This is a genomic window from Burkholderia sp. HI4860, from assembly GCF_002223045.2.
Taxonomy (GTDB): Bacteria; Pseudomonadota; Gammaproteobacteria; order Burkholderiales; family Burkholderiaceae; genus Burkholderia.
In genome coordinates, this window is sequence record NZ_NKFO02000001.1 from 450,440 (window position 1) to 476,055 (window position 25,616).

Consider the following 25,616-nt stretch of genomic DNA (forward strand, 5'->3'; position numbering starts at 1 on the left):
CGACGCGTCGCGGTCGCCGTTTCGACATGGCTGATCGCAACCATACTCATGGCCTCGCTGATGGCGCACGTAGAACAACCCAACCCGGCACATTTGGAGATAGGAGATTGGATGAAACGATTCATTGTAGTACCCGGCCTCGCTGCACTCATGGTGTTTCTATTCATCACCGCACTGATGCGTCCAGCACAAGCCAGGCCTGTCCAGCAGCCCGCGGAGAATGCAGCTCCGGCAGCCGAAGAACCGGCGAAGCCCTTCGTCGCACAGGTTGTTGGCCTGATGTGGTTGAATCCATTGCAACGCATGGACTACCCCACCCAATGGCAATTGTTGTGGACGCAAGGACTTGCCGTTCCAAACAAGAATGACGATATGGTTCGCACTGATCCGAAGTCGTTTACCACCTTGCAATCGGTAGCTGGTATCGCATACGGAAACAGAGGAAAGGAAACATTTAGAGGCTTCTATCGCAAGTACATGTTCGAGTTTCCTCTAATAATTCGCTCACGCTATTTCGCCAATCCAAAATATTTCTACACGGTAGGACCAAACGACAAAGGAGAGTGGCGCGAATTGGCGGGAATTCATGTTGAGCTTGCGATTCCGAATCGACTTGATTCGGCTGAATCGCAAAGCTACTTGCGCGACTCAATTCGAAAGTCATTCTCGATCGGCAACCCGCATTTCCGAGAGATGTGGAGCCGCGACACGCCCCCCGACGTACAAATCACACAAGGTGGCGCGAACGCAGGCTTTACATCGCTGAACAAGGCACTGGACTACTTGCAGGAAAACCCCGACAAGACCGTATGGGCGATCAACTGGGACGCACCCAACTTCCCGCCCACGGACGCGCAGATCAACGAGAACCTCGTCGTGCTGTTCCTCGCCGGTCCGAACTTCAACACGCAGCGTGAACCGCTCGCATGGATCGGCAAAGCCGCAACGGGCAACACACAAGCGTTTTCGCCGAAGGTTGGCACGACCCGCGCCGTGCAGGCGTGGAAGGCGACCATCGACCAGGCGGCACGCAATGCCGGCGTCGCGGTTCCGGATCTCAAGTACATCGTCCACGACGCAGGCGCCGGTAGCGATACCGCATCGTCACGCGTCGCCGCGCTCGCACAAACCTTGACCGAAACCCTTCCCGAATACGACCACCAGAAGCAGACATTCAACACAGCCGCCCTACTCGGCGACATGGGCACCGGCAGCGCATTGACCGACGTCGCGCTCGCCATCGGCCGGATCAATCACTTCGGCGGCAACGCACTCGTCGCCGGCACGACCGATCCGGATCACCCTGTCGCGGTCGTCGTCCGGCCACCGTCGAAGCTCACGCCGATCGATCCCGACAAGGACTGGTTCCGCGCACGCGGCGGAAACAACGCCTATCTGCCGTGGTGGGGCCGCCGACACGACACAAATTACGGCATGCAAGGCTATTCATGGTGATGCACACCGGCGCGGCAGATTGCTTCTTCCGAGCGTGATCGCCGCGTCAGACCTCAAACCATTTGGAGGACGGAATCCCATGCGGGGAATTATCCGGGTAGAAGATACGCACACCCACGGCGGCCGGGTCGAATCCGGCGCCCGAAAAAGCACCGTGATGGGGCGCTCGGTCGCCCGCATCGGCGACCCATGCTCGTGTCCGATTCATGGCGCTTGCACGATTGCCGAAGGCGACACGGCCTTCAAGGTCGAAGGTCGAGACGCTGCCTTCGATGGTCACAAGACTTCATGCGGCGCGACCTTGATTTCTTCACTTCACACTTCCGGGCGAGTTTGAATGCAAAAGACCCGACGCATGACTGCCGAACAGTTCCGCCTGTTGCGCGTGCAAAATACACGAATCAAGCCCTTGAACCAGTGGGCTCTCCATGAGATTTTCGTCAAGGGCCGATCACAGCGGGCCGTGGCGGCGGAAGTCGGCATGACGTGTTCCGCGATGTCGCAGCTTGTACGAAAGGTGTGGCAGCGGTATCTCGAGCTACCGGGAAACTGCACGCGCCTCACCACCCTCACGATCACGATCCCGGCCAGATATGAGCCCGCACTCCAGGCATGGGTGCGGGATGCCTATCGATTGGCGATGCAGAACGAACAAGATTCGGCAACCTGATCGGCAATTCACCGAAGATTCAACCCAGCGGAGGCCACGCCTCCGGCAGGCAAATCGTCGACGTAGCCCGCTCGATCTGCTGCGGTCCGCCCTTGGGCGGCCAAAGCCCTTCGGCATAGTGGCGCGCGCGCAATGCCATGCGCTCCTCCAGGCTCGAGAACCCCCAGATATGGGCGATGCGAGGCGGGCCATCGATCGCGTACATGTTCGCGACGAGATGCGACGTATAGGCTTGCGCCGGGCCGACCGCCTGCTCCCATGCGGCGATCGTCGGCGCGATTCCGGCCGGCTTGAGCCAATAGCGGCGAAATTCGTAGAACCTGCCCAGTTTCGACGGCTCGATCGCGGGCAGGAACGGAAACAGCTCGTAGGTTTCCATGCTGAGACCCACGTGGTCACGGTCGATATTGAACGGCCCGCCGCTCATCAACGCACGACGGCGCTCCTGCCGCAGTTCGTCGATTTCGTCGAAGCCCCGCAGCACGACGATCTGCCCCAACTCGCCGATTTCCGAACGCCATGCTCCGAGGAGGCGCCCCGCGGCCCTCGGATCCGATACCCATCGGTGCGCACCAGCGGAAACGGCATCCTGCTCCAGCAGCAAACACGACAACGTCGTCAGTTCATACTGCATCTCGATCATCCCTCGCAAAATGGGCAGCGGACACGCAAATCGCACTCGCCCGCCGCCAGAAAAATAAATTCCCCCAATCCCACTTCCGATAAAACGTTATTCCATATCAAGCTGAATCGCCAGCCCACTTTGGATCCTTTTTCCCTCCTGTCCCCCGTATCATTTCTTCCATTCCGAAAGAAACGAGCATGAGAAGGACATGAGCGACACCACCCCGCTGCACTACCTCGACTACGCCGCCACGACGCCCGCCGATCCGCGCGTGATCGAAGCGATGACGGCCTGCCTCGGCTTCGACGGCATCTACGGCAACCCGGCATCGAGCTCGCACGCCGCCGGCCTGCGCGCGAAAGAGAAGGTCGAGCAGGCCCGCGCGCAAGTCGCCGCGCTGATCGGCGCGGACGCCGACGAGATCGTCTGGACCTCGGGCGCCACCGAATCGAACAACCTCGCGCTGAAGGGCTATGCGGAAAACGCGACCGGCAAGCGCCACCTGATCACGAGCCGTATCGAGCACAAGGCCATTCTCGACACGATGGCGAACCTGTCGAAGCACGGCTCGACGGTCACGTTCCTGACGCCCACGCGCGACGGCGAAATCACCGCCGACGCGGTCGCGGCCGCCATCGGCCCCGATACGGGCCTCGTGTCGCTGATGCTCGTGAACAACGAACTCGGCACGCTGACCGATATTGGCGCAATCTCGCGCATCGTGCGTGACGCGGGCGCGCTGCTCCACGTCGACGCCGCGCAGGCGCTCGGCAAGACGCCGATCGACGTGCGCGCGCTCGGCATCGACATGCTGTCGATGTCCGCGCACAAGGTGTACGGCCCGAAGGGGATCGGCGCGCTGTTCGTGCGCCGCGACATCGCGGACCAGATCGCTCCGCAGATTCATGGCGGCGGGCATGAGCGCGGCTTGCGTTCGGGTACGCTCGCGACGCATCAGATCGTCGGCATGGGCGTGGCATGCGAACTGGCCGCCGAGAAGCTCGACGGCGAAGCCGCTCGCATCGCGGCGCTCGGCGCGCGCCTGACGGACGCGCTGGTCGCCCTCGGCGACGTCACGCAGAACGCGGCCGCCGCGCGCCGCATCCCGCACACGCTGAGCCTGACGGTGAACGCGCCGGGCTTCTTCCCGTTCATGCTCGGCGAAGCGCTCGCGGTGTCGTCGACGTCCGCATGCAACTCGACCAGCGGCGCACCGTCCCACGTGCTGACCGCGATCGGCCTCGATGCGGAAACGGCCGGCCGCACTGTGCGCGTGAGCTTCGGCCGCTTTACGACGGAGCAGGATGTCGACTTCGCGATCGCCTGTTTCCGCCAGGCGATCGAACAGTGTCGTGCGACGGCGGCGAACGGGTTCTCCGCGTCGCGGCAGATTACGCCGGCCGACCTGAAGGCGATCCGCAATGCGGGCTTCCGCTCGGTCATCTGCAACCGGCCGGACGGCGAAGGCGATGCCCATCCCGCATTCGACGAAATCGCCGCGGCGGCCCGCGAACTGGGCCTCGAAGCACGCTACCTGCCGGTCGAGCGCGACGGCATCGGCGATGCGGAAATCGACGCATTCGGTGAGCTGATCGACTCGCTGCAGAAGCCGGTGCTTGCGTACTGCCGCAGCGGCAGCCGCTCCGGCATGCTGTGGAATCGCTTGTCCGCCCGACGCACGGCCACGGCTTCGGCCTGACCGGAAACACCGCCCCGTTACGCTCCGCTACCCGCGTTCGCGCAAGAAGCCGATGCTTCGATGCGCGGCCGGATGGCGGCGGCGATCAACGCAACGTCATTCCCCCTCATCCCCGCTCACCGGCGTGTAAATCGCCAGCTTCAGCGCGGGATCGTCGTTCGCCTGGAACGTCGCGTATTCATAACGCTGCGCGCCCCGTTGCGCATGCGCGAACACCTTCTGCCCCGACACACCGCTGCGCACGTCATGCGCATCCCACCATTGCGCGAACGCGCTGCTGCTCGTGCGCAAGCGCGCCACCAGCGCGATGAACGCCGGATCGCTCGCATGGAGATCGTGGCTCGCGCGAAACAGCGCGATCATCCGCCGCGCCTCGTCGGCCCAGCTCGCGGCGAAAAGCTCGCGTGCGTGCGGCTCGACGAACATGTAGACGAGGATGTTGCGGTCGGCTTCCGCGAGCCGGTCGAAACCGAGCAGGTCGGCCGCCGCCGCATTCCACGCGAGGATGTCCCAGCGCCGCCCGGTCACGTAGGCGGGCTGATTCAGGTTCGCCACGAGCCGCACGATGGACGGCGGCACGCGCTCCTGCACGAATGCCCGTGATGCGTCGCGCCGCGCGAGCGCGCGCAGGTGGGCGGCCTCGGCCTTGTCCAGCCGCAGCGCACGCGCCAGCGCATCGAGCGTCGCCTCCGACGGGTTGACGTCGCGCCCCTGTTCCAGCCGCACATACCAGTCGACGCCGATGCCGGCCAGCTCGGCGACTTCCTCGCGCCGCAGGCCGGGCGTGCGCCGGCGCGGGCCGTCGTGCAGGCCGACGGCATCCGGGCGCAGTTTCTTGCGCCGCGAGCGCAGGAAATCGCCGAACGGGGTTCGCGGGGTGACGGTCATCGGGTGCGCTCCGTGCAGGGTGGTATCGGGCAATCCTGGGTTCGTGCCGGGCCTTGTTGCGGATTCTAAGCCTGCCAGAATCGGCGCGTCCCCTACCGTCAGGAAGCCTCATGAAAGCTGCGATTCTGAAGTCGTTCGGCACGCCGCTTGCGATCGAAACGATGCCGGATCCGGTGCTCGGCACCGGCGAGGTCATCGTGGACGTGGTCGCGACGCCGGTGTTGCCCTACGCGCAGGAAGTGTTCAGCGGCGAGCGCCGCTATCCGCTCGCGCTGCCGATCGTGCCCGGCTGCGGCGCCATCGGCCGGGTCCGGCAAAGCGGCCCCGATGCGACGCAGTTGCAGCCCGGTGACTGGGTGTTCTGCGACCCGACCGTGCGCTCGCGCGACGACGCACGGATGCCTGACATCGTGCTGCAGGGCTGGAGCGCACGCGGCGACGGCGGCCAGCAACTGCAGCGCCATTTCCACGATGGGCCGTTTGCCGAACGGGTGCGCGTGCCGACCGAGAACGCGGTGCGCATCGGCGAGATCGCGCCGGCCGACGCCGCGCGCTGGTGTGCGCTCAATACGCTGCTCGTGCCGTACGGCGGGCTGCTCGCGTCCGATCTGCGCGCGGGCGAGATCGTGCTCGTGAGCGGCGCGACCGGCCACTTCGGCAGCGCATGCATCGCGGTGGCGCTGGCGATGGGCGCGCAGTGCGTGGTCGCGCCGGGCCGCAATGCGGATGTGCTCGCCGATCTCGCGCGCCGCTTCGGCGAACGCGTGCGCCCCGTCTCGCTGACCGGCGACGAAGCCACCGATCGCACCCGCATGCAGCAGGCGGCACCGGGGCCGATCGACTGCGTGATCGACCTGATGCCGCCGTCGGTGCCGGCGACGACGGTGCGCGCCGCCGTGATGGCGGTGCGGCCCTACGGGCGCGTGGTGCTGATGGGCGGCGTCGGCATGCTCGGCGGGGCGGGGCTCGAGTTGCCGTACCCGTGGATCATGCGCAACGACATCACGCTGCGCGGCAAGTGGATGTATCCGACCGAAGCCGTGACGCTGATGGCGGGGCTCGTCCGCGGCGGGTTGCTCGACCTCGGGTTGTTCGACGTAACGTGCTTCCCGCTCGACGAAGCGAATGACGCGGTTGCGCATGCGGCGGCGCATGGCGGGCCGTTCAGGATGACGGTGATTGCGCCTTGATGTCGGCGCGCCGCTCGGCCAGCGTGTCGCCGAGCGGGCGTCGCGGTTCGCGGCGCGCGCGGCGGCAGCACATCGTTCGCGACGAGATCGACATGACACTGCCCTGCCTCGACATCCCGCTGTCCCGCGCCGGCGAATTCCGTCACAAGCGCGGCACGCAATGCCCGCATGGCGCGCACGACGCGCCGCTACCTCGGATACTCCAGTTGCAGCGCGACCCAACCCGACGTCGTATCGCCATAGCGTGCCGCGATGTCGCCGAGCACAGCGGGCAGCACCGCGTCCCCGCGCCAGTCGGCCGCCATCGCCATGCGCGTGTGCCGAGCATTCGCCGGCTGCGCCAGCAACCGCAGCCCGTGCTTCGACTCGATTACGCGCGCGTCGGCCGTCGCGACGACGTCACTGCGCCAGGTTCGCGCCCACGCGTCGGCGGTCAATGCAACCGGAAGCTCGTCGAACCCGGTTTCGACCGGAAGATCGAACGTCTCGTGCCGCCAGAACGCGACACGGTTCGTCAGCGCGACCGCAACCGCACGCGCAGTCAACGCGAACCGGCTGCCATCGTGAACGTCGCTCCATGACTGCGCGCCGACGCGCCGCGCCGTCTCGCGCGCCACTGCCGGCCCTGCCAACGCATTCACCAACGCCAGCGTAGCGGGAATCGACGCCGATACGCCGGTCGTCGTCATGACGTTGCCGTCCATCACATAGCGGCGATCGCCGACCCACGTCGTATCGGCAAAGCGCCGGCGCAGGCCGTCGCGCGCATACCAGTGAGACGTCGCCGTGCGATGCCGCAGCAGGCCCGCATTCGCGAGCACCTCCGCGCCCTCGCAGATCGCCACCATCGTCGCGCCGGCGGCGGCCTGCTTGCGTAACCATGTCAGCACGGCCGGGCTGTCCGCGCGATGCAGCGCGGGCACGATCACCACGTCGGCCCCCGCAGGCGTCTCGGCATCGAACCGATCGAACGTCGTATCGGCAAGCATGCGCAGCGCGGGCATCAGTTCGACCTCGCCTTCGTCGGCCGATACGGCGACGACGTCGACCGCATCGGATGCCTTCAGCATCGCGTACGGCACGATGAAATCGGTCGTCTCCGTTCCGGCGTTGTCCGCGACGATCGCCACGAGCGGCCGCGTGCGTGCCGCCTTCGGCGCGCCGATCGTCAGCGCTTGGGCGACCGGCCGTGCATCCTCCGCCTTCACCGGCCCATGCCACCCCGCTGCACTTGCGCCCAGCATCGCGCAAACGAGCAGCACCGCCCCGCCTGTCCTCCGTCCCCGCATCGTTCACCCGCATCCGTCGATTGCATGTCCGGAAAATTACAAGGATCATGCACGCGGTCACAAGGACAACTCCACCGCACTTTCCGCCATGTCCCAGTCAACCTGTTCGGCACGCGACATCGTCGTCGTCGGCTTCGAAGGCGTCCAGTCGCTCGACATCACGGGCCCGATGGAAGTGTTCGCGGTCGCGAACCGTCACCTTCCCGACCATGCCGCGCCGTACCGGCTCACGCTCGCGTCGCAACACGGCGGCGACATCGTCACGCACGCGGGCCTGCGCCTCGCCGGCACGGCCGCGCTCGCGGCGCTGCCCGAGCGGATCGACACGCTCATCGTCGCCGGCGGCGATGAAGCGGCGCTGCGCCATGCCGCGTCGGAAGCCGGCGTGCTGCCGTGGTTGCGCACGCGGATCGCCGGCACGCGGCGCATCGCGAGCATCTGCACGGGCGCATTCGTGCTGGCGGCGGGCGGATGGCTGGACGGCCGACGCGCAACCACGCACTGGAACCAGTGCGCGATGTTGCAGGCACTCCGTCCCGACGCGCGGATCGAACCGGACGCGATCTACGTCAGCGATCCGCCGTTCCATACGTCGGCCGGCGTGACGGCCGGCATCGATCTGTGTCTCGCACTCGTCGAGGCGGATTGCGGCGCGCCGACCGCGCTCGCGGTCGCACGCGAACTCGTGCTGTTCATGCACCGGCCCGGCGGCCAGGCGCAGTTCAGCGTCGGGCTCGGCTCGCTGGCCAACGCAACGCCGCGCATGCGCGCGCTGCTCGCCGAGATCGCCGACGATCCGGCCGGCGATCTCGGCGTCGCCGCGCTGGCCGCGCGGATGCACATGAGCGAACGATCGTTTGCGCGCAATTTTCTCAAGGAGACCGGACGATCGCCCGCGCAGTTCGTGCTGGCCGCACGCGTCGAGCGCGCGAAGGCGCTGCTCGAGCGGGCCGACTGGCCGCTCGAACGCATCGCCGAGCGGTCGGGATTCGGCAGCGTCGACGCGTTGCAGCGCGCGTTCGCGAAGCAGGTCGGCGTATCGCCACGCGACTATCGCGCCCGCTTCGGAGTGCGACACGGCAAGCCGCAAGCGGAATAGGCCGCCGCCGGTTCCGGCGTGCGTCCGGGGACACTGGCGTGGTGGCGATGCGGCGATCGCCCGTCGACACCACCGCCGCCGCCGCTGCGCATCCGCCACGCTCCCATTCCTCCCGGCGACGAAACGGGCCGACACGCCCTCCCTGTTCCGGCGCATCCCTCGGGATTTTCACTCCATTGCCGAAATCTGATAGAGCCGGGAGAAATGCGGATGGATGACGGCGTGGCTCAACCTGATCGGCCTGATCTTCGCGCGATGTTCGGCGAACTGCCGTCGGCCACCGCGAAGCGCTACGCGCGCCAGGCGCTCTAGCGCCTGTCGTTCACGCTGTCGTTCATCTTCCGGCGGCCGGTGCGAAGGCTTCCGCACCGGCCGCCGCCCTGCCTGCTACGTCACTCGTCCTGCTGTTCCTGCTGCGCCTGCACCTGCCGCTGCTGGATGAACTGCCGCACATCGCTCATCGTCACGCGGCCGGTGTGCTTCGCATCGATCTCGTCGAAGTGCTTCGACACGAAGCCGAGACCGCTGCTCTGCGCCTGCGCCTTCGTCACGGCCGCGCCGTTGCTCAGCACCGTATTGGCGCCGAGCCGCGCATCGACACGCTGCTGCGCCTGCTGCTGCAGCGTCGCGCCGGTTGACGGCAACACCGGCGCCGCTTTCGTGGCGGGAAAGAACGGACCGTCGACACCGCGCCCGCCGTGCGGCAGCTTCACCGGCGCCACCGCCTGCGGCGGCAACGCGTAGGCACTGCTCATCACGGCACCGAGGACGATCAACGGAGACATACGCCGCATCAATTTGATTAGGGACATGATCACTCGCATTCAATGGATGAATAGAGGGTTCCTTTGACAAGGAGTCCGTCGCTCGGGGCCGCTCACGGGGCCGCCGCCAGCGTCGTCCCGGCGGTCGCGCCCGGGACGCTGCCGGTCGGCACGCTCGGCGGGTTTTCATCCGGCCACGGCGGCGGCAGCGTGTGCAGCGTCAGCGCCGTCGGAATCCGCGCGCCCTTGTAGAACGTCTTCAGGTCCCGCTTCATCTGCGGACGGGCGACGTCGTCCAGGTAGATCATGTGGCCGCCCTGGAAGAAGTTCACCTGCAGCTTCGGATTGAAGCCCTTCACCGTCTGCAGCCGCGCGAGTTGCTTCTCGGTGTTGAAGAACGGCGTCGCGAGATCGTGGAAGCCATTCTCCGCGAGCACGCGAAGCTTCGGGTTGAGCTGCAGCGCGCCGAGCAGATCGGGGATCGTGTCGGGCATCGGCTGGCCGTCGTGCGTGAAGTCCCAGACGCCGATGATGTTGTCGTTCAGCGGCAGGTACGTCGCGTTCGGTGCGGTGTAGCCGAGGTAATCCGGCATCTGCGTCGCGAGCGCGTTCGTGAACGGCTGCGAAATCAGGATGTCGGACGGGTCGCCGTCGTTCTGCAGGCGCGGATCGGAATTCGGCAACGACACGCGTCCGTCATACCGGCCGATCGTCGTGCCGGGCAAGAGGCTCGTGCCGAACGGATTCGCGTTGAAGTAGCCGCGCAGCGCCTGTTGCGTGAGGCTCGACGGGATCGACCACAGCCTGAGCGTCGCATCGCTCGGGAACACCGGCGTGCCGAGCGCATCGGGAATGCCGAGCTGGCTCAACACCCACGACTGCGAATACTTCTGCAGCTGGTTGTAGATCAGCGTCGTGAACAGTTCCGTCTGGAATGCGTACAGATCGGGGTTCACCGGCGCCGGCGACACCTGGTTGAAGTACGCCGCGACCGCCGCATAGCCCGGCAGGTAGCCGGCCACGGTATCGGTCTCGAGCAGCAGCCCCTCCGTCGACTGCGTGATCGCGACGGCTTCCACCGCATCCGCGAAGTAGTTCAGGATCGCCGACTGCAGCACGATGCCCGTCAGGTGCACGCCGGCCGATTCGAGCGCCAGCGCGAGCATGTCTGTACGCGGCGTGCCGTACGATTCGCCGTACAGGTAGATCGGCGACGTGCCGCGGCTGTTGACGTTCAGGTAGCGCTGGATGAAGTCGCGCATGATGTTCACGTCCGCATCCGAACCCCAGTACTTCTGGTTGGTGTTCGGCAACACGGCTTCCGACAGCCCGGTGCCGGGCGGGTCGATGAACACGAGGTCGGTGGTGTCGATCAGGCTTTCGGCGTTGTCGACGAGCGGATAGTTCGGCCAGTTGCTGCCGAACAGCGGATCGGGCGTGGCCACGCGGGTTGGCGCGAACGAGCCGAGCCGCAGCCAGATCGACGACGAGCCGGGGCCGCCGTTATAGACGAACGTGACGGGGCGCGGCTTGCCGTTCGTGCTCGGCGCGGTGTACGCGACATACGACATCGACGCTTCCGGGTTGCCGTTCGCGTCCTGCGCGGTCAGGTGACCGGTGGTCGTCGTGTAGTTGACGGTCGTGCCGCCGTTCTTCCACTGGTAATGCATGACGGCGGTTTTCTCGGACACCTGCCCGGGGGCGAGGCCGTCGGTCGCATTCATCGAATACGCGACCGGGTCGACGTACGGTTGGTTGGCCGGCGTCTGCGCGGCCGCCTGTTGCGCGCTGGCCTGCTGGCTGGCGGTGGCCTGCGCGAGGCTCGACGCACCGACGGACGACGAATCGTCGCCGCCGCATGCCGCGAGCGCCAGTGTCATGACGGTCAATGCACCTAGCCCGGCCAACCGGCCGTGACGGCCACGGCGGCTGCCGGTACAGCTCCTGTCTGGTTTCATCTCTGTCCTTTGATTCGGATACCGTTTCACACAGGCCGCCAACGCCTGCGGAACGCGCAGGCGGACCCGCCACTCGCGTTGCACGGTCGGCAGTTGGCGGTTGGGGATTGGACTTCCAAGAGACTGAACTTGATACAGACACAGCAAACTGCTGGCGAGAATGGTGCTCGGACGCCCCCTGCAGTTTGGACAACTTTTATATGACCCAAATTTACGACAACACAAAAATAGGCGGTGCTGCGCCGCGTTGTCAAAGATCATTCGGATATTAAAAAACCCGCAATGATGCTAACGGCGGACAGTGTCTGGCAATTGAAAGAAAACGGGATTATGCGTGCATTGCGCGCGCTGTCGACAATAATCCGCCGAATCAGCCGCTTTTATCGAACAACCAGCAATCCTTTACTGGCAATGATGTTGCGGCACGAAATCCTTCAGATCGCTAGAATTATTCTTTCATTTTAATTATCCGTGATCGCTTAATTCAGCGTAACGGCATGCGCCGACGGCCAATCAATGATTCAAGTCACTTCAGCCATTCTTCAATCGATGCGTTTATCCGCACCGCGCCATCCATAAAATACCGATTTCTCGAGTTCCAATAAATTCAGCGGAATTATTTACCCTTTTCTACCGCCGGCGCTTCCAATAGGGAAGAAGCGCGACATGCAGCCTCGCCGCACGCCGCGCTTCTTCCACATTCAATCCGCCATTACTTCCCGCCGCCCGGCAGCGCGATATCGATCAGCACCGGATCGTGATCCGACGAGCGATACGCATCCGGCGCATAGAACGTCTTCTGCTGCTCGGCCGACTTGTACGCGAGCGTGTACTGCAGCGCGAGCGGCTCGTCCGCGTTGATGTGCCATTCGTGCACGGCCTTCACGTGCGATGCGAGCGGCAGCGTCGCGAGCGCGTGATCGAGGTAGCCGGCTTCGCCGTTGTACACGTAGCTGTACGCATTCGCGCCGATCCAGCGCGCGACGAGGTTGCGGTAGCCGCGCGATTCGAGCGCGCGGATCGGGTCTTCGTACGTGTAGCTGTTGAAGTCGCCGATCAGCAGCACGCCCTGGCCGGCGACGCCCGTCGGGTTGCCGGCGAGCCAGTCGGCCACCTTCGCCGCCGCGCGCGTGCGCGTCGGGTTCCAGCAGCCCTGGCCGTCGCCCTGGTCGAGATCGTCGTTGGCGGCATCCGGGCAGTTCTTCGACTTCAGGTGGTTGACCGCCACCGTCAGCGACTGCTTGTTGCCGTTGATCAGCCGGAACGACTGCGCGAGCGGCTGGCGGTTCTTGTCGTCGATCGCGAGCGTGGCCGCGCGGCCGACCGGTTCGACCTTGCGGCTGTCGTAGATCATCGCGACCGTGATCGCATCGCCGCCGAGGCGCGACACGCCCGGATCGACGACGCGCCAGTTGTTGCCGAGCTTCGCCGCGAGCTGGCGCACCGCGCTCAGTTCGCCGTAGCCGTTGTTCTGGATTTCCATCAGGCCGATCACGTCGGCGTCGATCGCCTTCAGCGCGCTGACGATCTTCGCTTCCTGGCGCTGGAATTCCTGGAAGTTCTTCGCGCCGCGATTGTTCGGATCGTCGAAGCCGCCGCCGAGACCGTTGCCGTTGAAGTAGTTCAGCACGTTGAACGACGCGACGCGCAGGTTCGACTTCGGATCGCGCGCCGGTGCCTGGGTGCGCGGGTTCGGCCGCGCGTCGAATGCCGGCACGGCCGCGCCCGGCAGCGGCTGCACGCGCCATGCGCCGTAGCGCACTTCGAGTACGCCTTCGACGTCGCGCACCGTGTAGCCCGCGCGCAGCGTGTTCGCGGCCGACAGGCCCGGCACCGGGTACGGCACGGTGGCGGGGTTCTGCTTGTTCGAGCCGTCGTCGAGGATCAGGCGGTTGCGTGCGTTCGCCTCGATCTGCGTCTGCGCCTGCGCGGGCGGCACGACGCTCGTCGGCGTGCGCAGGCGGCCGTTGCTGAGCATCACGCTGCCGTAGCGGCCGAGCTCGTAGTTGTCGGTGACGTTCAGCGTCTGTGGCAGGCGCACCAACATCCCTTCATACGCAGCGAACGCGTTCGGGCTGTCGACCGGCAGCGTGAGCGTCACGGGCGTGACGGTCTGGTTGTTCGCGCACACCGCGATCGCGCCCGACTGCGTGAGCTGCGTCTGGCCGTACTTCTCCTCGACCTTGCCCGTCACGTGCACGAGGTCGCCCGCTTTCGCCCGCATCTTCGGCGCGTAGACGAACAGCCCTTCGGACACGCCCGGCTGGTTGCGGCGCTGCGCGTCGGCCTGCTGGACGAAGAAGCCGCCAAAGCCGTCCGTGCCGCCGAAATCGGCGGTGACGACCGCTTCGATCGACACGTTCTGGCCGGCGAGCGGCGACGGCGCGCCCGGCCCCTGGATATCGGCGATCGGCGTCGTGCTGCCGCCGCAGTTCGGGCTGACGGGCGCGGCAGTGGCGGCGAAAACCGGCGCGGCGAGCGTCGGAAGCAGCAATAGCGGGGTGATGAGGCGGATTGTCGAGCGCATGACGGGGAATCCCGGTTGTGAGGGTGGCGAAAGCTTAGCGGCGCTCAATGACAGTTTTTGGTAATGGGAAGACAGGCGGATGTAATTGTCGTTATCACGCTGCGATCGCCGTCGAGCGTGTGTTTACGCCTGAAAAAGCGGGGAAATCGTCTGATGAAAATCCGCCGTGCCCGTGACGATTGCCCCGCGTGCCCTCTCTGCCGCAGCGTCGCGCTACGTCGTGTAGAAACCCGATCGTTCGTCGCCGTATCGCAACTAGGAATCCTGCGCAGCGACGGACGATCCGCGCAAGCAGACGAGCAACACGATGGTTGCCATGCTGAACCCGGCCCCTGCATAGAACGTCGCCGCGGCGCCCACCCGGTCCCACAGGATGCCCGCGACGACACTCGACACGAGCGTCACCACGCCGCTGAGCAGATTGAACACACCGAACGCCGTGCCTCTCAATGCGGACGGCGCGGCTTGCGCGACCATCGTCGCGAGCAACCCCTGCGTCATCCCCATATGGAGCCCCCACAACGCGACACCGGCCAGGACGGTTGCCCAATGCGCGCCAAGCGCAAGCACGATATCGGCAGCGATCAGCAGGACGAGCCCGGCCACCATCAGCTTCGTGTGGCTCGTCGTGTCGGCGAGCTTGCCGAACGGATAGGCCGACAGCGCGTACACGACGTTCATCGCCACCATCACGAGCGGCACGAGCGCGACGGGCACGCCGCTGCCCATCGCGCGCAGCACCAGGAACGCCTCGCTGAAGCGGGCCAGCGCGAACACGGCGCCCACGGCGACGACCCACCAGTAGCGCGCGCCGAGTTGCGCGACGACATCGCGTCGGATCGGGTTGACACGCGGTTCGCCCGGCGCACGCGCCGGCTCGTCGACACCGAACGCGAGCAACGCCACGGCCAGCACGCCGGGAATCACGGCCAGCCAGAAGGCGAGGCGGAAATCGTCGTGCCACCCCAGCATGATGACGACGGCCAGCAACGGCCCGAGGAACGCGCCCACGGTGTCGAGCGACTGTCGCAGCCCGTAGGCGGCGCCGCGCAGGTGGACGGGGGTGACATCGGCCACCAGCGCATCGCGCGGCGCACCGCGGATTCCCTTGCCGATCCGGTCGACGATCCGCGCCGTCACGACGAGGCCAAGCGTCGGCGCGATCGCGAACAGCGGCTTGCTGAGCGCGCCGAGCCCGTATCCGGCGACCGCCAGCCATTTGCGATTGCGCAGGTAGTCGCTCAGCGTGCCGGAAAACACCTTGACGACCGGCGCCGTGGCCTCGGCGATCCCCTCGATGACGCCGATCGCGGTCGCGCTCGCGCCGAGCCCCGCCATCAGGAACATCGGCAACAGGCTGTGGATGATTTCCGACGACACGTCCATCAGCAGGCTGACGCAGCCCAGCACCCAGACACTGCGCGGAATCTGGCGAAGAACGCCGGTCGACGGTTCGGTCTGCATGGGTCGCTCGCGGTTCAGGCATCCCGACACGGGATGCCGGTGATACTACTGCAGGCCGGTGACACGGCCGCGCATGCCGGCCGCCACGCGAGCATGCTATTCCCCCGTGTCGCGCCGGATCTTCGCTTGCCGGCGCACGCGGTCGTTCAGTATCTGGTGCCGACGGTGATCGGTCAGCTTCTTCCAGTCGCGTGCCTCGTCGCGCGTCCGCAGGCAGCCCGTGCAGAATCCGGTGCGGCCGTCGAACGCGCACAGCTCGACGCACGGCGATTTCACGGCCACGGTCAGGCTGCCGTTGCCGGCGTCATCACTTCGACGGTCACGTGCGACACGCCGCCGAAGCCTTCGACCAGCGCATGGTAGAAGCGCGCGTCGCGCGCCGCATCGACGGTCTCGACCGATACGATCGCGCTCATGTGGCCGGGGCCGACACGCCACACGTGAAGATCGTTGACCTTGTCGCCAAACGCCTCGATCGCCTGACGCACGCGCTCCGCCAGCTTGCGATCGACATTGACATCGAGCAGGATGCCGCCCGTATCGCGCATCAGCCCGTACGACCAGTTCGCGATGACGAGCGCGCCGACGATGCCCGCGACGGGGTCCATCCAGACCCAGCCGAAAGCGCGCGCGAGCAGCAACCCGATAATGGCCAGCACCGATACCGCGGCATCGGCGATCACGTGAACGTAGGCCGACCGGATGTTGTGATCGCGGGCCGAGGCAGCGTGCGCGCCTTCATGATGATCGTGTTCGACGAACGTCAGCGGGTGCGCGTGACCGTCCAGCGTCACGATCGCATCGAACGCATGGGGCTCGGGAATGGTCTCCCGCGATTCCAGGAAGCCGTTGCGCGCCACCATCGTGAAATGCTGTCGCGACTGGTCGGGACGGACGGTCGTGATCGATGCCGACACCCCGTCGACGCTCGACTCGCCGGTGGCAGGCGCGATCCGGAACACCGGCGGCACACCGTCCTCGAACACCGATACGTCGAACACGCCGGCTGTCGAGAACACCCGCATGGCCTCATCCGCGTGATCGTCGTGCGCGTGGCCGTGGCCATGCCCATGATGGTGGCCGTGATCGTGCCCGTGATGCCCGCCGCTCAGCAGCCACACGCTCGCCAGGTTGACCGCGAGACCGAGCACCGCGATCGGAATCGCCTCGCCAAAATGGATCGGCACCGGCGCCAGCAACCGCGCAACCGCCTCGTAGGCGATCAGGATCGCGATCATCGCGAGCACGATCGCGCTCGTGAACCCGGCCAGGTCACCCAGCTTGCCGGTGCCGAACACGAAGCGCGGATCGTCGGCATGCTTGCGTGCATAGGTATAGGCCAGCGCGGCGATCAGCATCGCGCCAGCGTGCGTCGACATGTGCAGCCCGTCGGCGACGAGCGCCAGCGACCCGAACAGCGTGCCGCCGACGATCTCCGCCACCATCATCGCCGCGCACAGGCCGATCACCATCCATGTCCGCCGCTCGTTCTGCTCGTGCGCGGCGCCCAGGAAGATATGGTCGTGCCCCGCGCCGAACGCGTCATTCGTGAAATTGCTCATGCTCCACCCCGGTTACTTGAAATAGCTGTGCACCACGTCGATCAGCTGCTCGGTCGCGCTGCCTTCGTGCTCGTCCGGCCCATGTGCATCGACCATGTGCTCGCGAATGTGGTCTTCCAGCACGACGGCCAGCAGCCCATTCATCGCACCGCGGCAACTCGTGATCAATTGCAGCACCTCGTTGCAGCCGCGCTCGTCCCCGAGCGCGCGCTCGATCGCCTCGACCTGGCCCTTGATACGGCGCACGCGGTTCAGCAGCTTCTGTTTTTCACGAATGGTATGGCTCATCGGTGAGAGACTCCTGGATAGGGAGGGGGAGTATATCTCCGGAAGGCATCCCCTATAGGGGAGAGGGGTATATTTTTTGAGATGAAGGCTTGTCGAAAGCAATCCTCCCGGCTAGACTGCCCTTCGTCTTTGGGGAGTAGCCTGCTTTCCGTCCCCGGAAAGCGATCGTGTCAACACACTCGGCCTGCGGCCGTGGCACGATCAGCCTGATTGGCCTGGCGAGACCATGGGTGCATCGCGTCGTTCCTGGTCGGACGTCGGCGGATGCGCCATGGTTCGTCAGCGTCCGACCACGGAGTCCCCATGTTCCTCACCGCCCTCTTCCCGCGTTTCGCCGCCGTCCGCGCGCATGCCTGCGGAGGTGCCGCATGACTTTCATGTTTGTCGAGCTGGCGTTCATGCTGGTCGTCATCCTCGTCGCCGCCGAAGTCTTCACCAATGCGCTCGAGCATCTCGGCGAGCGCCTGAAGATTTCCGAAGGCGTCACCGGTTCGCTGTTCGCCGCCGTCGGCACCGCGTTGCCCGAAACGATGGTGCCGCTGCTCGCGCTCGCCGGCGGCACCGCGAACCAGGCCGTGAACGAGGAGATCGGCGTCGGCGCGATTCTCGGCGCGCCGCTGATGCTCGCGACGCTCACCACCTTCCTGATGACGCTCGCCGTGATCCGCTCGCGCGGGCTGCGCGGCACGATCGCGCCCGAACGCACGGGCTTCGTGCGCGACATGAACTACTTTCTCGCCGCGTTCTCGCTGGCCACCGCCGCGATGTTCGTCCCGCATCACAACGGGGCCGTGCGTGCGTTGCTCGCGGCGATGCTGGTCGGCATCTACGTGATGTATGTCGTGATGACGTTCCGGGCATCGAACCAGCTCGTCGATGCCGGGCACGGCACCGAGGCGCCGCACATGATGTTCCTGTCGCGCCTCGGCGTGCCGACCAACCTCGCGACGATCGCACTGCAACTGCTCCTCGGCGTCGCGCTGCTGGTCGGCGGGGCGAAGGGCTTCATTCACGGCGTGGAAGGCGTGTCGCACGCGCTGGGCGTATCGGCGCTGCTGTTGTCGCTGATCATCGTGCCGATCGCGACGGAACTGCCGGAGAAGGTCAACAGCGTGCTGTGGATCCGCCGCAGGAAGGACACGCTCGCGTTCGGCAACATCACCGGCGCGATGGTGTTCCAGGGCACGCTGCTGCCGGCGATCGGCATCATGCTGACACCGTGGGAGCCGCGCCCCGAGGTACTGACCGGCGTGATCATCACGCTCGCGGCGGCGGCATGGCTGCGCGTCAATGCGCGAGCGCGCGGGCTCGCGATCTGGGCGTTGCTCGCGAACGGCGCGGGGTATGCGGGGTATCTGTTCCTGACGCTGGCGCGTTGATCCGGCTCAACGGACACGCCGGGCACGACCCTGCTGCCCGGCGCGAACGACGCATCGTCGCGGCGCTCGCCGGAAAGCGGTTCAGATGCGCGCCTGGTTCACACGCTGCGACAGTTGCTCGGCGCTTTCCTTGCGTTCGCTGTAGCGGTCAGTCAGGTACGCGCCGACGTCGCGCGTCAGCAGCGTGAACTTGACCAGTTCCTCCATGACGTCGACGACCCGGTCGAAATACGCGGATGGCTTCATCCGGTCGTCGTCGCCGAATTCCATGAACGCCTTCGCGACGGACGACTGGTTCGGGATGGTCAGCATGCGCATCCAGCGTCCGAGCACCCGCATCTGGTTGACCGCGTTGAACGACTGCGATCCGCCGCTGACCTGCATGACCGCCAGCGTCTTGCCTTGCGTCGGCCGCACCGCGCCGACCGACAACGGAATCCAGTCGATCTGCGCCTTCATCACGCCGGTCATCGCGCCGTGCCGCTCGGGGGAGCACCACACCATGCCCTCCGACCATTGCACGAGCTCGCGCAACTCGGCCACCTTCGGGTGGTCGTCGGGCGCATCGTCAGGCAGCGGCAAGCCGGCCGGATTGAAGATCCTGGCTTCGGCGCCCATCGCCGCCAGCAACCGCGCCGCCTCCTCGACCAGCAACCGGCTGAACGAGCGCGTGCGCAATGACCCGTAGAGGAGCACGATTCGAGGCGGATGCGTCGACGGCCGCGCGGGTTGCAGCCGGCTCGCGTCCGGCACGCGAAACAGCGTGGCATCGAGTTGCGGCAGATCGTTCAGTCGGTCAGACACGCTTGCCCTCCGTGTCGATCACGATTTCGCCGTCCTCCTTCGCAAACGGCCCCTTCTGCTGATCGGGCAGGATGTCGAGCACCTGCTCGGACGGACGGCACAGCCGCGTGCCGAGCGGCGTCACGACGATCGGGCGATTGATCAGGATCGGGTGAGCGACCATGAAGCCGATCAGGTCGTCGTCGCTCCACTTCGGATTGTCGAGATCGAGCGCTTCATACGGAGTCCCCTTGCGGCGCAGCACGTCGCGCACGGGCACGCCCATCGCCGCGATCAGCGCGCGCAATGTCTCGCCGTCGGGCGGCGTTTCCAGATAAAGCACGACGCGCGGCTCGACGCCCGAGTTGCGAATCATCGCCAGCGTGTTGCGCGACGTGCCGCAATCGGGGTTGTGATAGATCGTGATGTCGGTCATTTACGGATTCCTGAATGGTCTCATGCGCACTCGTACCAGCCCTTCGAACGGTTGACGACACGCACGACGAGCAGCATCACCGGCACTTCGATGAGCACGCCGACGACGGTCGCGAGCGCGGCGCCCGAGTGGAAGCCGAACAGGCTGATCGCGGCGGCCACGGCCAGCTCGAAGAAATTGGACGCACCGATCAACGCCGACGGACACGCGATGCTGTGTTTCTCGCCGACGAGACGATTGAGCCCATAGGCGAGCGCTGCGTTGAAGAACACCTGGATCAGGATCGGCACCGCGAGCAGCGCGATCACCAGCGGCTGCTTCAGGATCGCCTCGCCCTGGAACGCGAACAGCAGCACCAGCGTGGCCAGCAACGCGGCGATGGACCACGGGCCGATCTTCGCCATCGCGCGGTCGAACGCCGTCGGCCCCTTCGCGAGCAACAGCCGGCGCCACACTTGCGCGAGGATCACCGGGATGACGATGTAGAGCACGACCGACGTGAGCAGCGTCGCCCACGGCACCGTGATCGCGGACATTCCCAGCAACAGGCCGACCAGCGGCGCGAACGCGATCACCATGATGCTGTCGTTCAGCGCGACCTGCGACAGCGTGAACAGCGGATCGCCGCCCGTCAGCCGGCTCCACACGAACACCATCGCCGTGCACGGCGCGGCGGCCAGCAGGATCAGGCCGGCGATATAGCTGTCGATCTGGTCGGCAGGCAGCATCGGCGCGAATAGCTGCCGGATGAACAGCCAGCCGAGCAATGCCATCGAAAACGGCTTGACGAGCCAGTTCACGACGAGCGTCACGCCGATCCCCCGCACATGCTGCCGAACCTCATGCAATGCGCCGAAATCGACCTTGACCAGCATCGGCACGATCATCACCCAGATCAGCAGCCCGACGGGCAGGTTGACCTGCGCGTATTCCATGCGGCCGATGTGCTGAAAGAGCCCGGGCAGCGCCTGGCCCAGCGCGATGCCGAGCACGATGCACAGCGCCACCCACACGCTCAGGTAGCGCTCGAAGAAGCCGATGGCGGGCGGGGCCGCCACGGCTGGCGGCCGTACAACGTTCGAACCGGTCATGCGTCGCCTCCGCAACAGTCGGGGGCAGCCGGCACGCCGCAGGCCGCGCCGGCGCAGCAGTTCTCGGTGAGGAACCCGATGAGCCCGCTCATCGATTCGAAATTCGCCGCGTAATAGACGAACCGGCCATCCTGACGCGCGGTGACCAGGTCGGCGTGCGACAGATCCTTCAGATGAAACGACAGGCTCGATGGCGACAGCCCGATCTGCTGGGCGATTGCGCCAGCCGGCAGCCCTTCGGGCCCGGCCACGACCAGCGCGCGAAAGATGGCGAGGCGCGCTTCATGAGCAAGCGCGCCCAGCGCGCGCACGACGAGATTGGAGTCCATGGCGCGAAGGATAGCGGCTTCATTTCGATATTTCAAGTACTGTTGAAATGATGGTGCTAGCTACGCGTTCAGCCCGTCAGCCTCCAGCACCGCCTGCACCGCCGGCCGCGCCCGCACCCGCTCGTACCACGCACGTAGATGCGCATACCGGGTCAGGTCGATATCCGCGTGGTACACCGACCGCAGCCATTCCGCCTTGCCCCAGCCGGTCAGCGCGAACAGGTAGGCATCGGCGAGCGTGAACGTGTCGCCCATCAAGAACGTATTGCCGTCGAGCTGGCGATCGATCCACGCAAAGCGGCTGTCGAGCTTCGTTCTCGCCGGGTCGACGTATTTGCCCGCCTGCACCGCGTACAGCAGCGGGATGAAGCCTTTGTGGATCTCTGTGCCGAGGAAGTTGAGCCACTCCATCAGCCGATAGCGTGCAAGCGTGCCGTACGCGGGCGCGAGCCCCGCATCCGGACACAGATCCGCAAGATACTGCGCGATCACCGGCCCTTCGCGCAGCCGCGTGCCGTCGTCGAGTTCGAGCAGCGGCACGTAGCCGAGTTCGGTCACATCGTAGTAATTGCGCCCGTCTTCAATGACATGCTTGCGCGCGTCGACCTCGATGACCTCGGCATCGATGCCGCCTTCGCGCAGCACGATGCAGATGGCCTGGGAACAGCTTCCGGGAGCGTGATAGAGCTTCATGCGTGTCCTTCGTGGGTTGTCCATGTATCGATTCGCCGCGACGCGGGCGCTAATATCTCGCATCGGCGCAACGCTGAGAAGACGGCAGTCGTTTGTGCCGTAGTCACAAAAAATTTACCGACCAGGATCAGCACGATGAAAACGAGTGCGACAGGATGTTCCGTTGAAGAAGCGATGCGCCTGCTCGGCGGCCGCTGGCGGCTGCTGCTGGTGTCGTATCTGCTCGACGGGCCGCGGCGCTTCAGCGACCTGCGGCGCGACATGCCCGGCATCTCGCAACGGATGCTCACGCTCGACCTGCGCGCACTCGAAGACGCCGGGCTCGTGCAGCGCACCGTCTATCCGGAAGTGCCGGTGCGGGTCGAGTACGATCTGACCGCCGACGGCGACCGGCTGCGGCCCATTGTCGAAGTGATGCGCGAATTCGGGCTGTGGCTGAAGGCGCGCGATGCCGAGGCGTCGTGCGATATCGGCGTGACGCCCGGCGCGGCAGCCGCCATCGAAACAGCACACCATTCCACCCGATAACCCCAACTCCCATACGCAGGAACCCACACTCATGGAACTTCACGCCACCATCGGCGCGGCGACGTCCGATCTCGACGACGACGAAAGCTTCGCCAACATCTACTGCCACGACGCCGAGCAGGACTATTGCTTCGCGCTGTCGCGCTTTCCGGACGACGCGCTGATCGAAGTGATGGTGCGCGACCAGGTCAACGCGCGCGTCAAGGATCTGTCGGTGCGCCTGACGGACGACACGATCGACGTCGAGATCGAACCCGCCCTCGCCGCGCGACTCGACGGCCAGACGCGCTACGTGATCCATCTCGCGCCCGGTCAATACGATCCGGTCACGCTGCGCGCCGCGCTGAAGGAAATCTTCGGCGGCAAGAACGGTTTTCAGGACGACAGCACGCACGGCTAGGCAGCCGTCGGCACGCTCACCCTCGACCTTCGTTCCTACGCCCGCTCATGATGCGCCCCTCGCGACTCCATTCGCTGCTCCATCGCTCCATGCTGCTGCTCGCCGCCTGCGCATCGATCGCGCCCGCCGCGCACGCGGCCAGGCCGCTGCTCACGTTCAAGGTCGACGATGCCGTCACGGCTCGCGTCGAACGGGCGGACAGCGAGCACATCACCGTGCGCTTCCTGCCGAGCGGCAAGACGCAAACGCTCGACGTGATCGCCGCCGACGAGGAAGGCCACTATCACCTCTCGTCGGACGACTACAACTTCGACGGCCACCGCGATCTCGCCATGCACGCGACGCTCGGCATGGTCAACGACAGCTACGGCATCTACCTGTACGACGCCGCGCGCCAGCAGTTCGAACCGCTGCGCATGCCGGCGAGCAACATGCCGCACGGCAACTGCGACGACCTGGTCAACGTGGTCGCGAAGCCGAAGGAGCGCACGCTGTACAGCTCGTGCCGCGGCGGCCCGATCTGGTACACCGATGCGTACCGCTTCGACGCCAACGGAACGATGTACCTGTACCAGTCCAGCGAAGCGATACCGGACGACCTGCGCGACCTGCTCGATGCCGATTCCGGCCCGTCGTCGATGCTGCTGACCTACGACGCGCAAGGCAAGCGCGTATCGCGCCGCCCCGACGCATACGGCGGCGGCGCCGTCACGTTCAAGGTGCGCCCCGCACGCCTGCCGCTGCACGACGCGATGAACGACGCACCCACGCGCCGCTACGTCGTCGCGGGCGACACGGTCGAACTGATCGACGCGAGCGCCGATTTCCAGTGGCTGAAGGTGCGGTATCGGAACCCGCACGCAGGCGCGGTGCAGGGCTGGGTCAGCGCGAAGGAAGCGATGGCCAACTGATGCATGCGGCGGCGTGATCGCCGCCCGTTCCCACATATTGAGCGCGCTACATCCCATTAATAGGGATACCTGTCCAAATGTTGACGCGCTTCCTGCCACGGCTCTAACGTTCGCCCCAACGCCATTCGATTCGGCCGCCCCGCTCGCGGGCGACGGCCGGCGCAAGCTGTGGGGCATCTATCTCGGTCAGTTCGCGCTGAACTCGACGCTGTGGTTCTTCCTCACGTGGTTCCCGACCTACCTCGTCAAGTACCGCGGGATGGACTTCTTGACATCCTCCCCCCGCCTGAAGGCGGGAGATTCCTACCGCGTCCGAAACGATGATGCTTATCTCAGATCGCCTCGGCGGGTTCCTGCTTCACGGAGCGGCCCGACTGCACCGGCTCTCCACAGGCTGCAACGCGGTGCCCCCGCGCCAGTACGTTGATCGCACCGACCACATCGGCATGGTCCTCATGACCGCACCCGACACAGCGGAATGCCGCCTGTGTCTGCCGGTTTTCGGCGCTCATGTATGTGCAGACCGGACATGTTCGACTCGTATTCGCCGGCGGCACGGCGATGAGCCAGCCGCCATTCCACGCCAGCTTATAGTCCAGCAGACGACGAAATTCGAACCACCCCTGATCGAGGATGGCTTTGTTGAGGCGTGACTTGACCCGAACGCTTCGGCCCGGGGCATCGGAGTTTCCGGCCGCCGACCTCGACATGTTTCGTACCCGCAAGTCTTCGATACACACCATCGCGTGGTTTTGGCTGATCGTGGTCGTGGCTTTGTGCAGGTAGTCGCGGCGGGCATTGCCGATGCGGGCGTGGATACGCTGGATGCGGGCCTTGGCCTTCTTCCAGTTGCGACTGAACTTGACCTTGCGGCTCATCACCCGCTGTGCCTGGCGCAGCTTGATCTCGTGCCGTTTGAAGCTGTTGAGCGGCGCGAGAAAGCTGCCGTCGCTCAACGTGGCGAACCGCGCGATGCCCATATCGATGCCGATCGCGCTGGTTGCCCGCGGCACCGGCTGCTCGACTTCACGTGCGGTCTGGATCGAGACGAACCACTTGCCTACGTACTGAGATACGGTGACATTACGCACTTCGCCCAACACATCCCGGCTATTGCGATAACGGAGCCAGCCGAGCTTAGGCAGAAAGATACGGCTGTTGACCTGATCGAGTTTGATCTGCTTCGAGTCGGGGTAGCGGAAGCTGTCGCTGTGGCCTTTCTTCTTAAAGCGCGGAAAGGCTGCACGCATGGCAAAGAAGTTCTTGTAGGCTCGCTCCAGATCCTTGAGTGCGTGTTGGAGCGGATGCACCGGGGAATCTTTGAGCCAAGGCGTTTCCGTGCCGTTGCGCCACGCTGTCAAGTGCTTTGACATTGCAACATACCCGATGAACTTGCCGCCCGCATCGTAGTTCTCCTTCTGCAACGCCAGCGCCTTGTTGAAAACGAACCGGCATGCCCCGGCGAAGCGGCGCATCTTGCGCTGCTGCTCGCCGTTCGGCATCAGTTCGAACTTGAAAGCCTGGAATCGTTGCATCGGGCCATTCTATGCTTGGCCTACAAGTGAGAGTCAAGCCATTTGACGCAGTT

26 protein-coding genes and 1 riboswitch are annotated in these 25,616 nt (G+C 65.5%); of the genes, 10 read left to right on the top strand and 16 right to left on the bottom strand.

All coding sequences use genetic code 11. The features are described from left to right. Positions 1 to 111 precede the first annotated feature (111 nt). The 3 genes from CFB34_RS02050 (at position 112) to CFB34_RS02060 (ending at position 2,125) form a co-directional block, all read left to right on the top strand. Positions 112 to 1,455: a virulence factor gene (locus tag CFB34_RS02050; RefSeq protein WP_089443470.1), complete on the top strand. Its 1,344-nt coding sequence runs from the start codon at positions 112 to 114 to the stop codon at positions 1,453 to 1,455. A gap of 79 nt (positions 1,456 to 1,534) precedes the next feature. Then, a complete protein-coding gene (locus CFB34_RS02055; RefSeq protein WP_089443418.1) occupies positions 1,535 to 1,792 on the top strand; it encodes a PAAR domain-containing protein in 258 nt (85 codons plus the stop codon). Positions 1,793 to 1,810: 18 nt separating this feature from the next. Further along, a complete protein-coding gene (locus CFB34_RS02060; protein WP_089443471.1) occupies positions 1,811 to 2,125 on the top strand; it encodes a TrfB-related DNA-binding protein in 315 nt (104 codons plus the stop codon). A gap of 19 nt (positions 2,126 to 2,144) precedes the next feature. On the opposite strand, the gene CFB34_RS02065 is transcribed toward CFB34_RS02060, so the two are convergent. Further along, positions 2,145 to 2,768 carry an NIPSNAP family protein gene (locus tag CFB34_RS02065; protein ID WP_242808544.1) on the bottom strand — a complete coding sequence of 208 codons (624 nt, stop codon included), beginning with the start codon at positions 2,766 to 2,768 and terminating at the stop codon, positions 2,145 to 2,147. A 190-nt stretch (positions 2,769 to 2,958) separates the two neighbouring features. Between CFB34_RS02065 and CFB34_RS02070 the strand changes: the two genes are divergently transcribed. Continuing rightward, positions 2,959 to 4,449 carry an aminotransferase class V-fold PLP-dependent enzyme gene (locus CFB34_RS02070; RefSeq protein WP_089443419.1) on the top strand — a complete coding sequence of 497 codons (1,491 nt, stop codon included), beginning with the start codon at positions 2,959 to 2,961 and terminating at the stop codon, positions 4,447 to 4,449. 96 nt (positions 4,450 to 4,545) lie between these two features. Here the strand turns inward: CFB34_RS02070 and CFB34_RS02075 are convergent, their stop codons facing one another. Continuing rightward, the gene (locus tag CFB34_RS02075; protein ID WP_089443420.1) at positions 4,546 to 5,337 is read right to left on the bottom strand and encodes a helix-turn-helix transcriptional regulator; all 792 of its coding nucleotides are present in this window, start codon (positions 5,335 to 5,337) and stop codon (positions 4,546 to 4,548) included. 110 nt (positions 5,338 to 5,447) lie between these two features. Between CFB34_RS02075 and CFB34_RS02080 the strand changes: the two genes are divergently transcribed. Then, the gene (locus tag CFB34_RS02080) at positions 5,448 to 6,527 is read left to right on the top strand and encodes a zinc-binding alcohol dehydrogenase family protein (RefSeq protein WP_089443421.1); all 1,080 of its coding nucleotides are present in this window, start codon (positions 5,448 to 5,450) and stop codon (positions 6,525 to 6,527) included. A 188-nt stretch (positions 6,528 to 6,715) separates the two neighbouring features. Here the strand turns inward: CFB34_RS02080 and CFB34_RS02085 are convergent, their stop codons facing one another. Further along, on the bottom strand, positions 6,716 to 7,816 hold the full coding sequence (locus CFB34_RS02085; RefSeq protein WP_089443422.1) for a DJ-1/PfpI family protein: 1,101 nt from the start codon (positions 7,814 to 7,816) through the stop codon (positions 6,716 to 6,718). Between the two features lie 88 nt (positions 7,817 to 7,904). Between CFB34_RS02085 and CFB34_RS02090 the strand changes: the two genes are divergently transcribed. Beyond that, complete coding sequence (locus CFB34_RS02090) at positions 7,905 to 8,915, top strand: helix-turn-helix domain-containing protein (protein WP_089443423.1); 1,011 nt, start codon at positions 7,905 to 7,907, stop codon at positions 8,913 to 8,915. A 392-nt stretch (positions 8,916 to 9,307) separates the two neighbouring features. Here CFB34_RS02090 and CFB34_RS02095 read toward each other — a convergent pair whose 3' ends face one another. The 7 genes from CFB34_RS02095 to CFB34_RS02125 all read right to left on the bottom strand — a co-directional run bounded on the left by CFB34_RS02095 (position 9,308) and on the right by CFB34_RS02125 (position 17,478). Further along, positions 9,308 to 9,739 carry a 2-oxoglutarate dehydrogenase gene (locus CFB34_RS02095; protein WP_069250688.1) on the bottom strand — a complete coding sequence of 144 codons (432 nt, stop codon included), beginning with the start codon at positions 9,737 to 9,739 and terminating at the stop codon, positions 9,308 to 9,310. A gap of 53 nt (positions 9,740 to 9,792) precedes the next feature. Further along, the gene (locus tag CFB34_RS02100) at positions 9,793 to 11,637 is read right to left on the bottom strand and encodes a peptidase S10 (RefSeq protein WP_089443424.1); all 1,845 of its coding nucleotides are present in this window, start codon (positions 11,635 to 11,637) and stop codon (positions 9,793 to 9,795) included. A gap of 712 nt (positions 11,638 to 12,349) precedes the next feature. Then, positions 12,350 to 14,164 carry an ExeM/NucH family extracellular endonuclease gene (locus CFB34_RS02105; RefSeq protein ID WP_089443425.1) on the bottom strand — a complete coding sequence of 605 codons (1,815 nt, stop codon included), beginning with the start codon at positions 14,162 to 14,164 and terminating at the stop codon, positions 12,350 to 12,352. A gap of 255 nt (positions 14,165 to 14,419) precedes the next feature. Continuing rightward, positions 14,420 to 15,628, bottom strand: a complete 1,209-nt coding sequence (locus CFB34_RS02110; protein WP_089443426.1) for an MFS transporter — start codon at positions 15,626 to 15,628, stop codon at positions 14,420 to 14,422. Between the two features lie 96 nt (positions 15,629 to 15,724). Then, positions 15,725 to 15,910, bottom strand: a complete 186-nt coding sequence (locus CFB34_RS02115; RefSeq protein WP_089443427.1) for a DUF1289 domain-containing protein — start codon at positions 15,908 to 15,910, stop codon at positions 15,725 to 15,727. Between the two features lie 2 nt (positions 15,911 to 15,912). Further along, on the bottom strand, positions 15,913 to 17,190 hold the full coding sequence (gene dmeF, locus CFB34_RS02120) for a CDF family Co(II)/Ni(II) efflux transporter DmeF (RefSeq protein ID WP_089443428.1): 1,278 nt from the start codon (positions 17,188 to 17,190) through the stop codon (positions 15,913 to 15,915). Between the two features lie 12 nt (positions 17,191 to 17,202). Next, the gene (locus CFB34_RS02125) at positions 17,203 to 17,478 is read right to left on the bottom strand and encodes a metal/formaldehyde-sensitive transcriptional repressor (protein WP_089443429.1); all 276 of its coding nucleotides are present in this window, start codon (positions 17,476 to 17,478) and stop codon (positions 17,203 to 17,205) included. Between the two features lie 119 nt (positions 17,479 to 17,597). Further along, positions 17,598 to 17,765, top strand: a riboswitch (yybP-ykoY riboswitch). Between the two features lie 81 nt (positions 17,766 to 17,846). On the opposite strand from CFB34_RS02125, the gene CFB34_RS02130 reads away from it, so the two are divergent. After that, positions 17,847 to 18,857: a sodium:calcium antiporter gene (locus CFB34_RS02130; RefSeq protein ID WP_089443430.1), complete on the top strand. Its 1,011-nt coding sequence runs from the start codon at positions 17,847 to 17,849 to the stop codon at positions 18,855 to 18,857. Positions 18,858 to 18,938: 81 nt separating this feature from the next. Here CFB34_RS02130 and arsH read toward each other — a convergent pair whose 3' ends face one another. The 5 genes from arsH to CFB34_RS02155 are packed head-to-tail and all read right to left on the bottom strand — an operon-like array spanning position 18,939 to position 22,189. Then, a complete protein-coding gene (arsH, locus tag CFB34_RS02135; RefSeq protein WP_089443431.1) occupies positions 18,939 to 19,661 on the bottom strand; it encodes an arsenical resistance protein ArsH in 723 nt (240 codons plus the stop codon). Further along, positions 19,654 to 20,076 carry an arsenate reductase (glutaredoxin) gene (arsC, locus tag CFB34_RS02140; protein WP_089443432.1) on the bottom strand — a complete coding sequence of 141 codons (423 nt, stop codon included), beginning with the start codon at positions 20,074 to 20,076 and terminating at the stop codon, positions 19,654 to 19,656. The genes arsH and arsC overlap by 8 nt, the downstream gene beginning before the upstream one ends. Positions 20,077 to 20,096: 20 nt before the next feature. Next, positions 20,097 to 21,167 (bottom strand): ACR3 family arsenite efflux transporter, encoded by a 1,071-nt coding sequence (gene arsB / locus CFB34_RS02145; RefSeq protein WP_089443433.1) that lies wholly within the window; start codon positions 21,165 to 21,167, stop codon positions 20,097 to 20,099. After that, a complete protein-coding gene (locus tag CFB34_RS02150; protein ID WP_089443434.1) occupies positions 21,164 to 21,496 on the bottom strand; it encodes a metalloregulator ArsR/SmtB family transcription factor in 333 nt (110 codons plus the stop codon). The genes arsB and CFB34_RS02150 overlap by 4 nt, the downstream gene beginning before the upstream one ends. Before the next feature lie 60 nt (positions 21,497 to 21,556). Then, complete coding sequence (locus CFB34_RS02155; protein ID WP_089443435.1) at positions 21,557 to 22,189, bottom strand: glutathione binding-like protein; 633 nt, start codon at positions 22,187 to 22,189, stop codon at positions 21,557 to 21,559. Between the two features lie 135 nt (positions 22,190 to 22,324). On the opposite strand from CFB34_RS02155, the gene CFB34_RS02160 reads away from it, so the two are divergent. The 3 genes from CFB34_RS02160 to CFB34_RS02170 are packed head-to-tail and all read left to right on the top strand — an operon-like array spanning position 22,325 to position 24,028. Continuing rightward, entirely contained in the window at positions 22,325 to 22,717 is a 393-nt protein-coding gene (locus CFB34_RS02160; protein ID WP_089443436.1) for a helix-turn-helix domain-containing protein, read from the top strand. 31 nt (positions 22,718 to 22,748) lie between these two features. Next, on the top strand, positions 22,749 to 23,117 hold the full coding sequence (locus CFB34_RS02165; RefSeq protein WP_089443437.1) for a hypothetical protein: 369 nt from the start codon (positions 22,749 to 22,751) through the stop codon (positions 23,115 to 23,117). Positions 23,118 to 23,164: 47 nt separating this feature from the next. After that, positions 23,165 to 24,028 carry a hypothetical protein gene (locus CFB34_RS02170; protein WP_089443438.1) on the top strand — a complete coding sequence of 288 codons (864 nt, stop codon included), beginning with the start codon at positions 23,165 to 23,167 and terminating at the stop codon, positions 24,026 to 24,028. A gap of 332 nt (positions 24,029 to 24,360) precedes the next feature. On the opposite strand, the gene CFB34_RS02175 is transcribed toward CFB34_RS02170, so the two are convergent. Next, entirely contained in the window at positions 24,361 to 25,563 is a 1,203-nt protein-coding gene (locus CFB34_RS02175; protein WP_089443440.1) for an RNA-guided endonuclease TnpB family protein, read from the bottom strand. Positions 25,564 to 25,616: the final 53 nt, after the last annotated feature.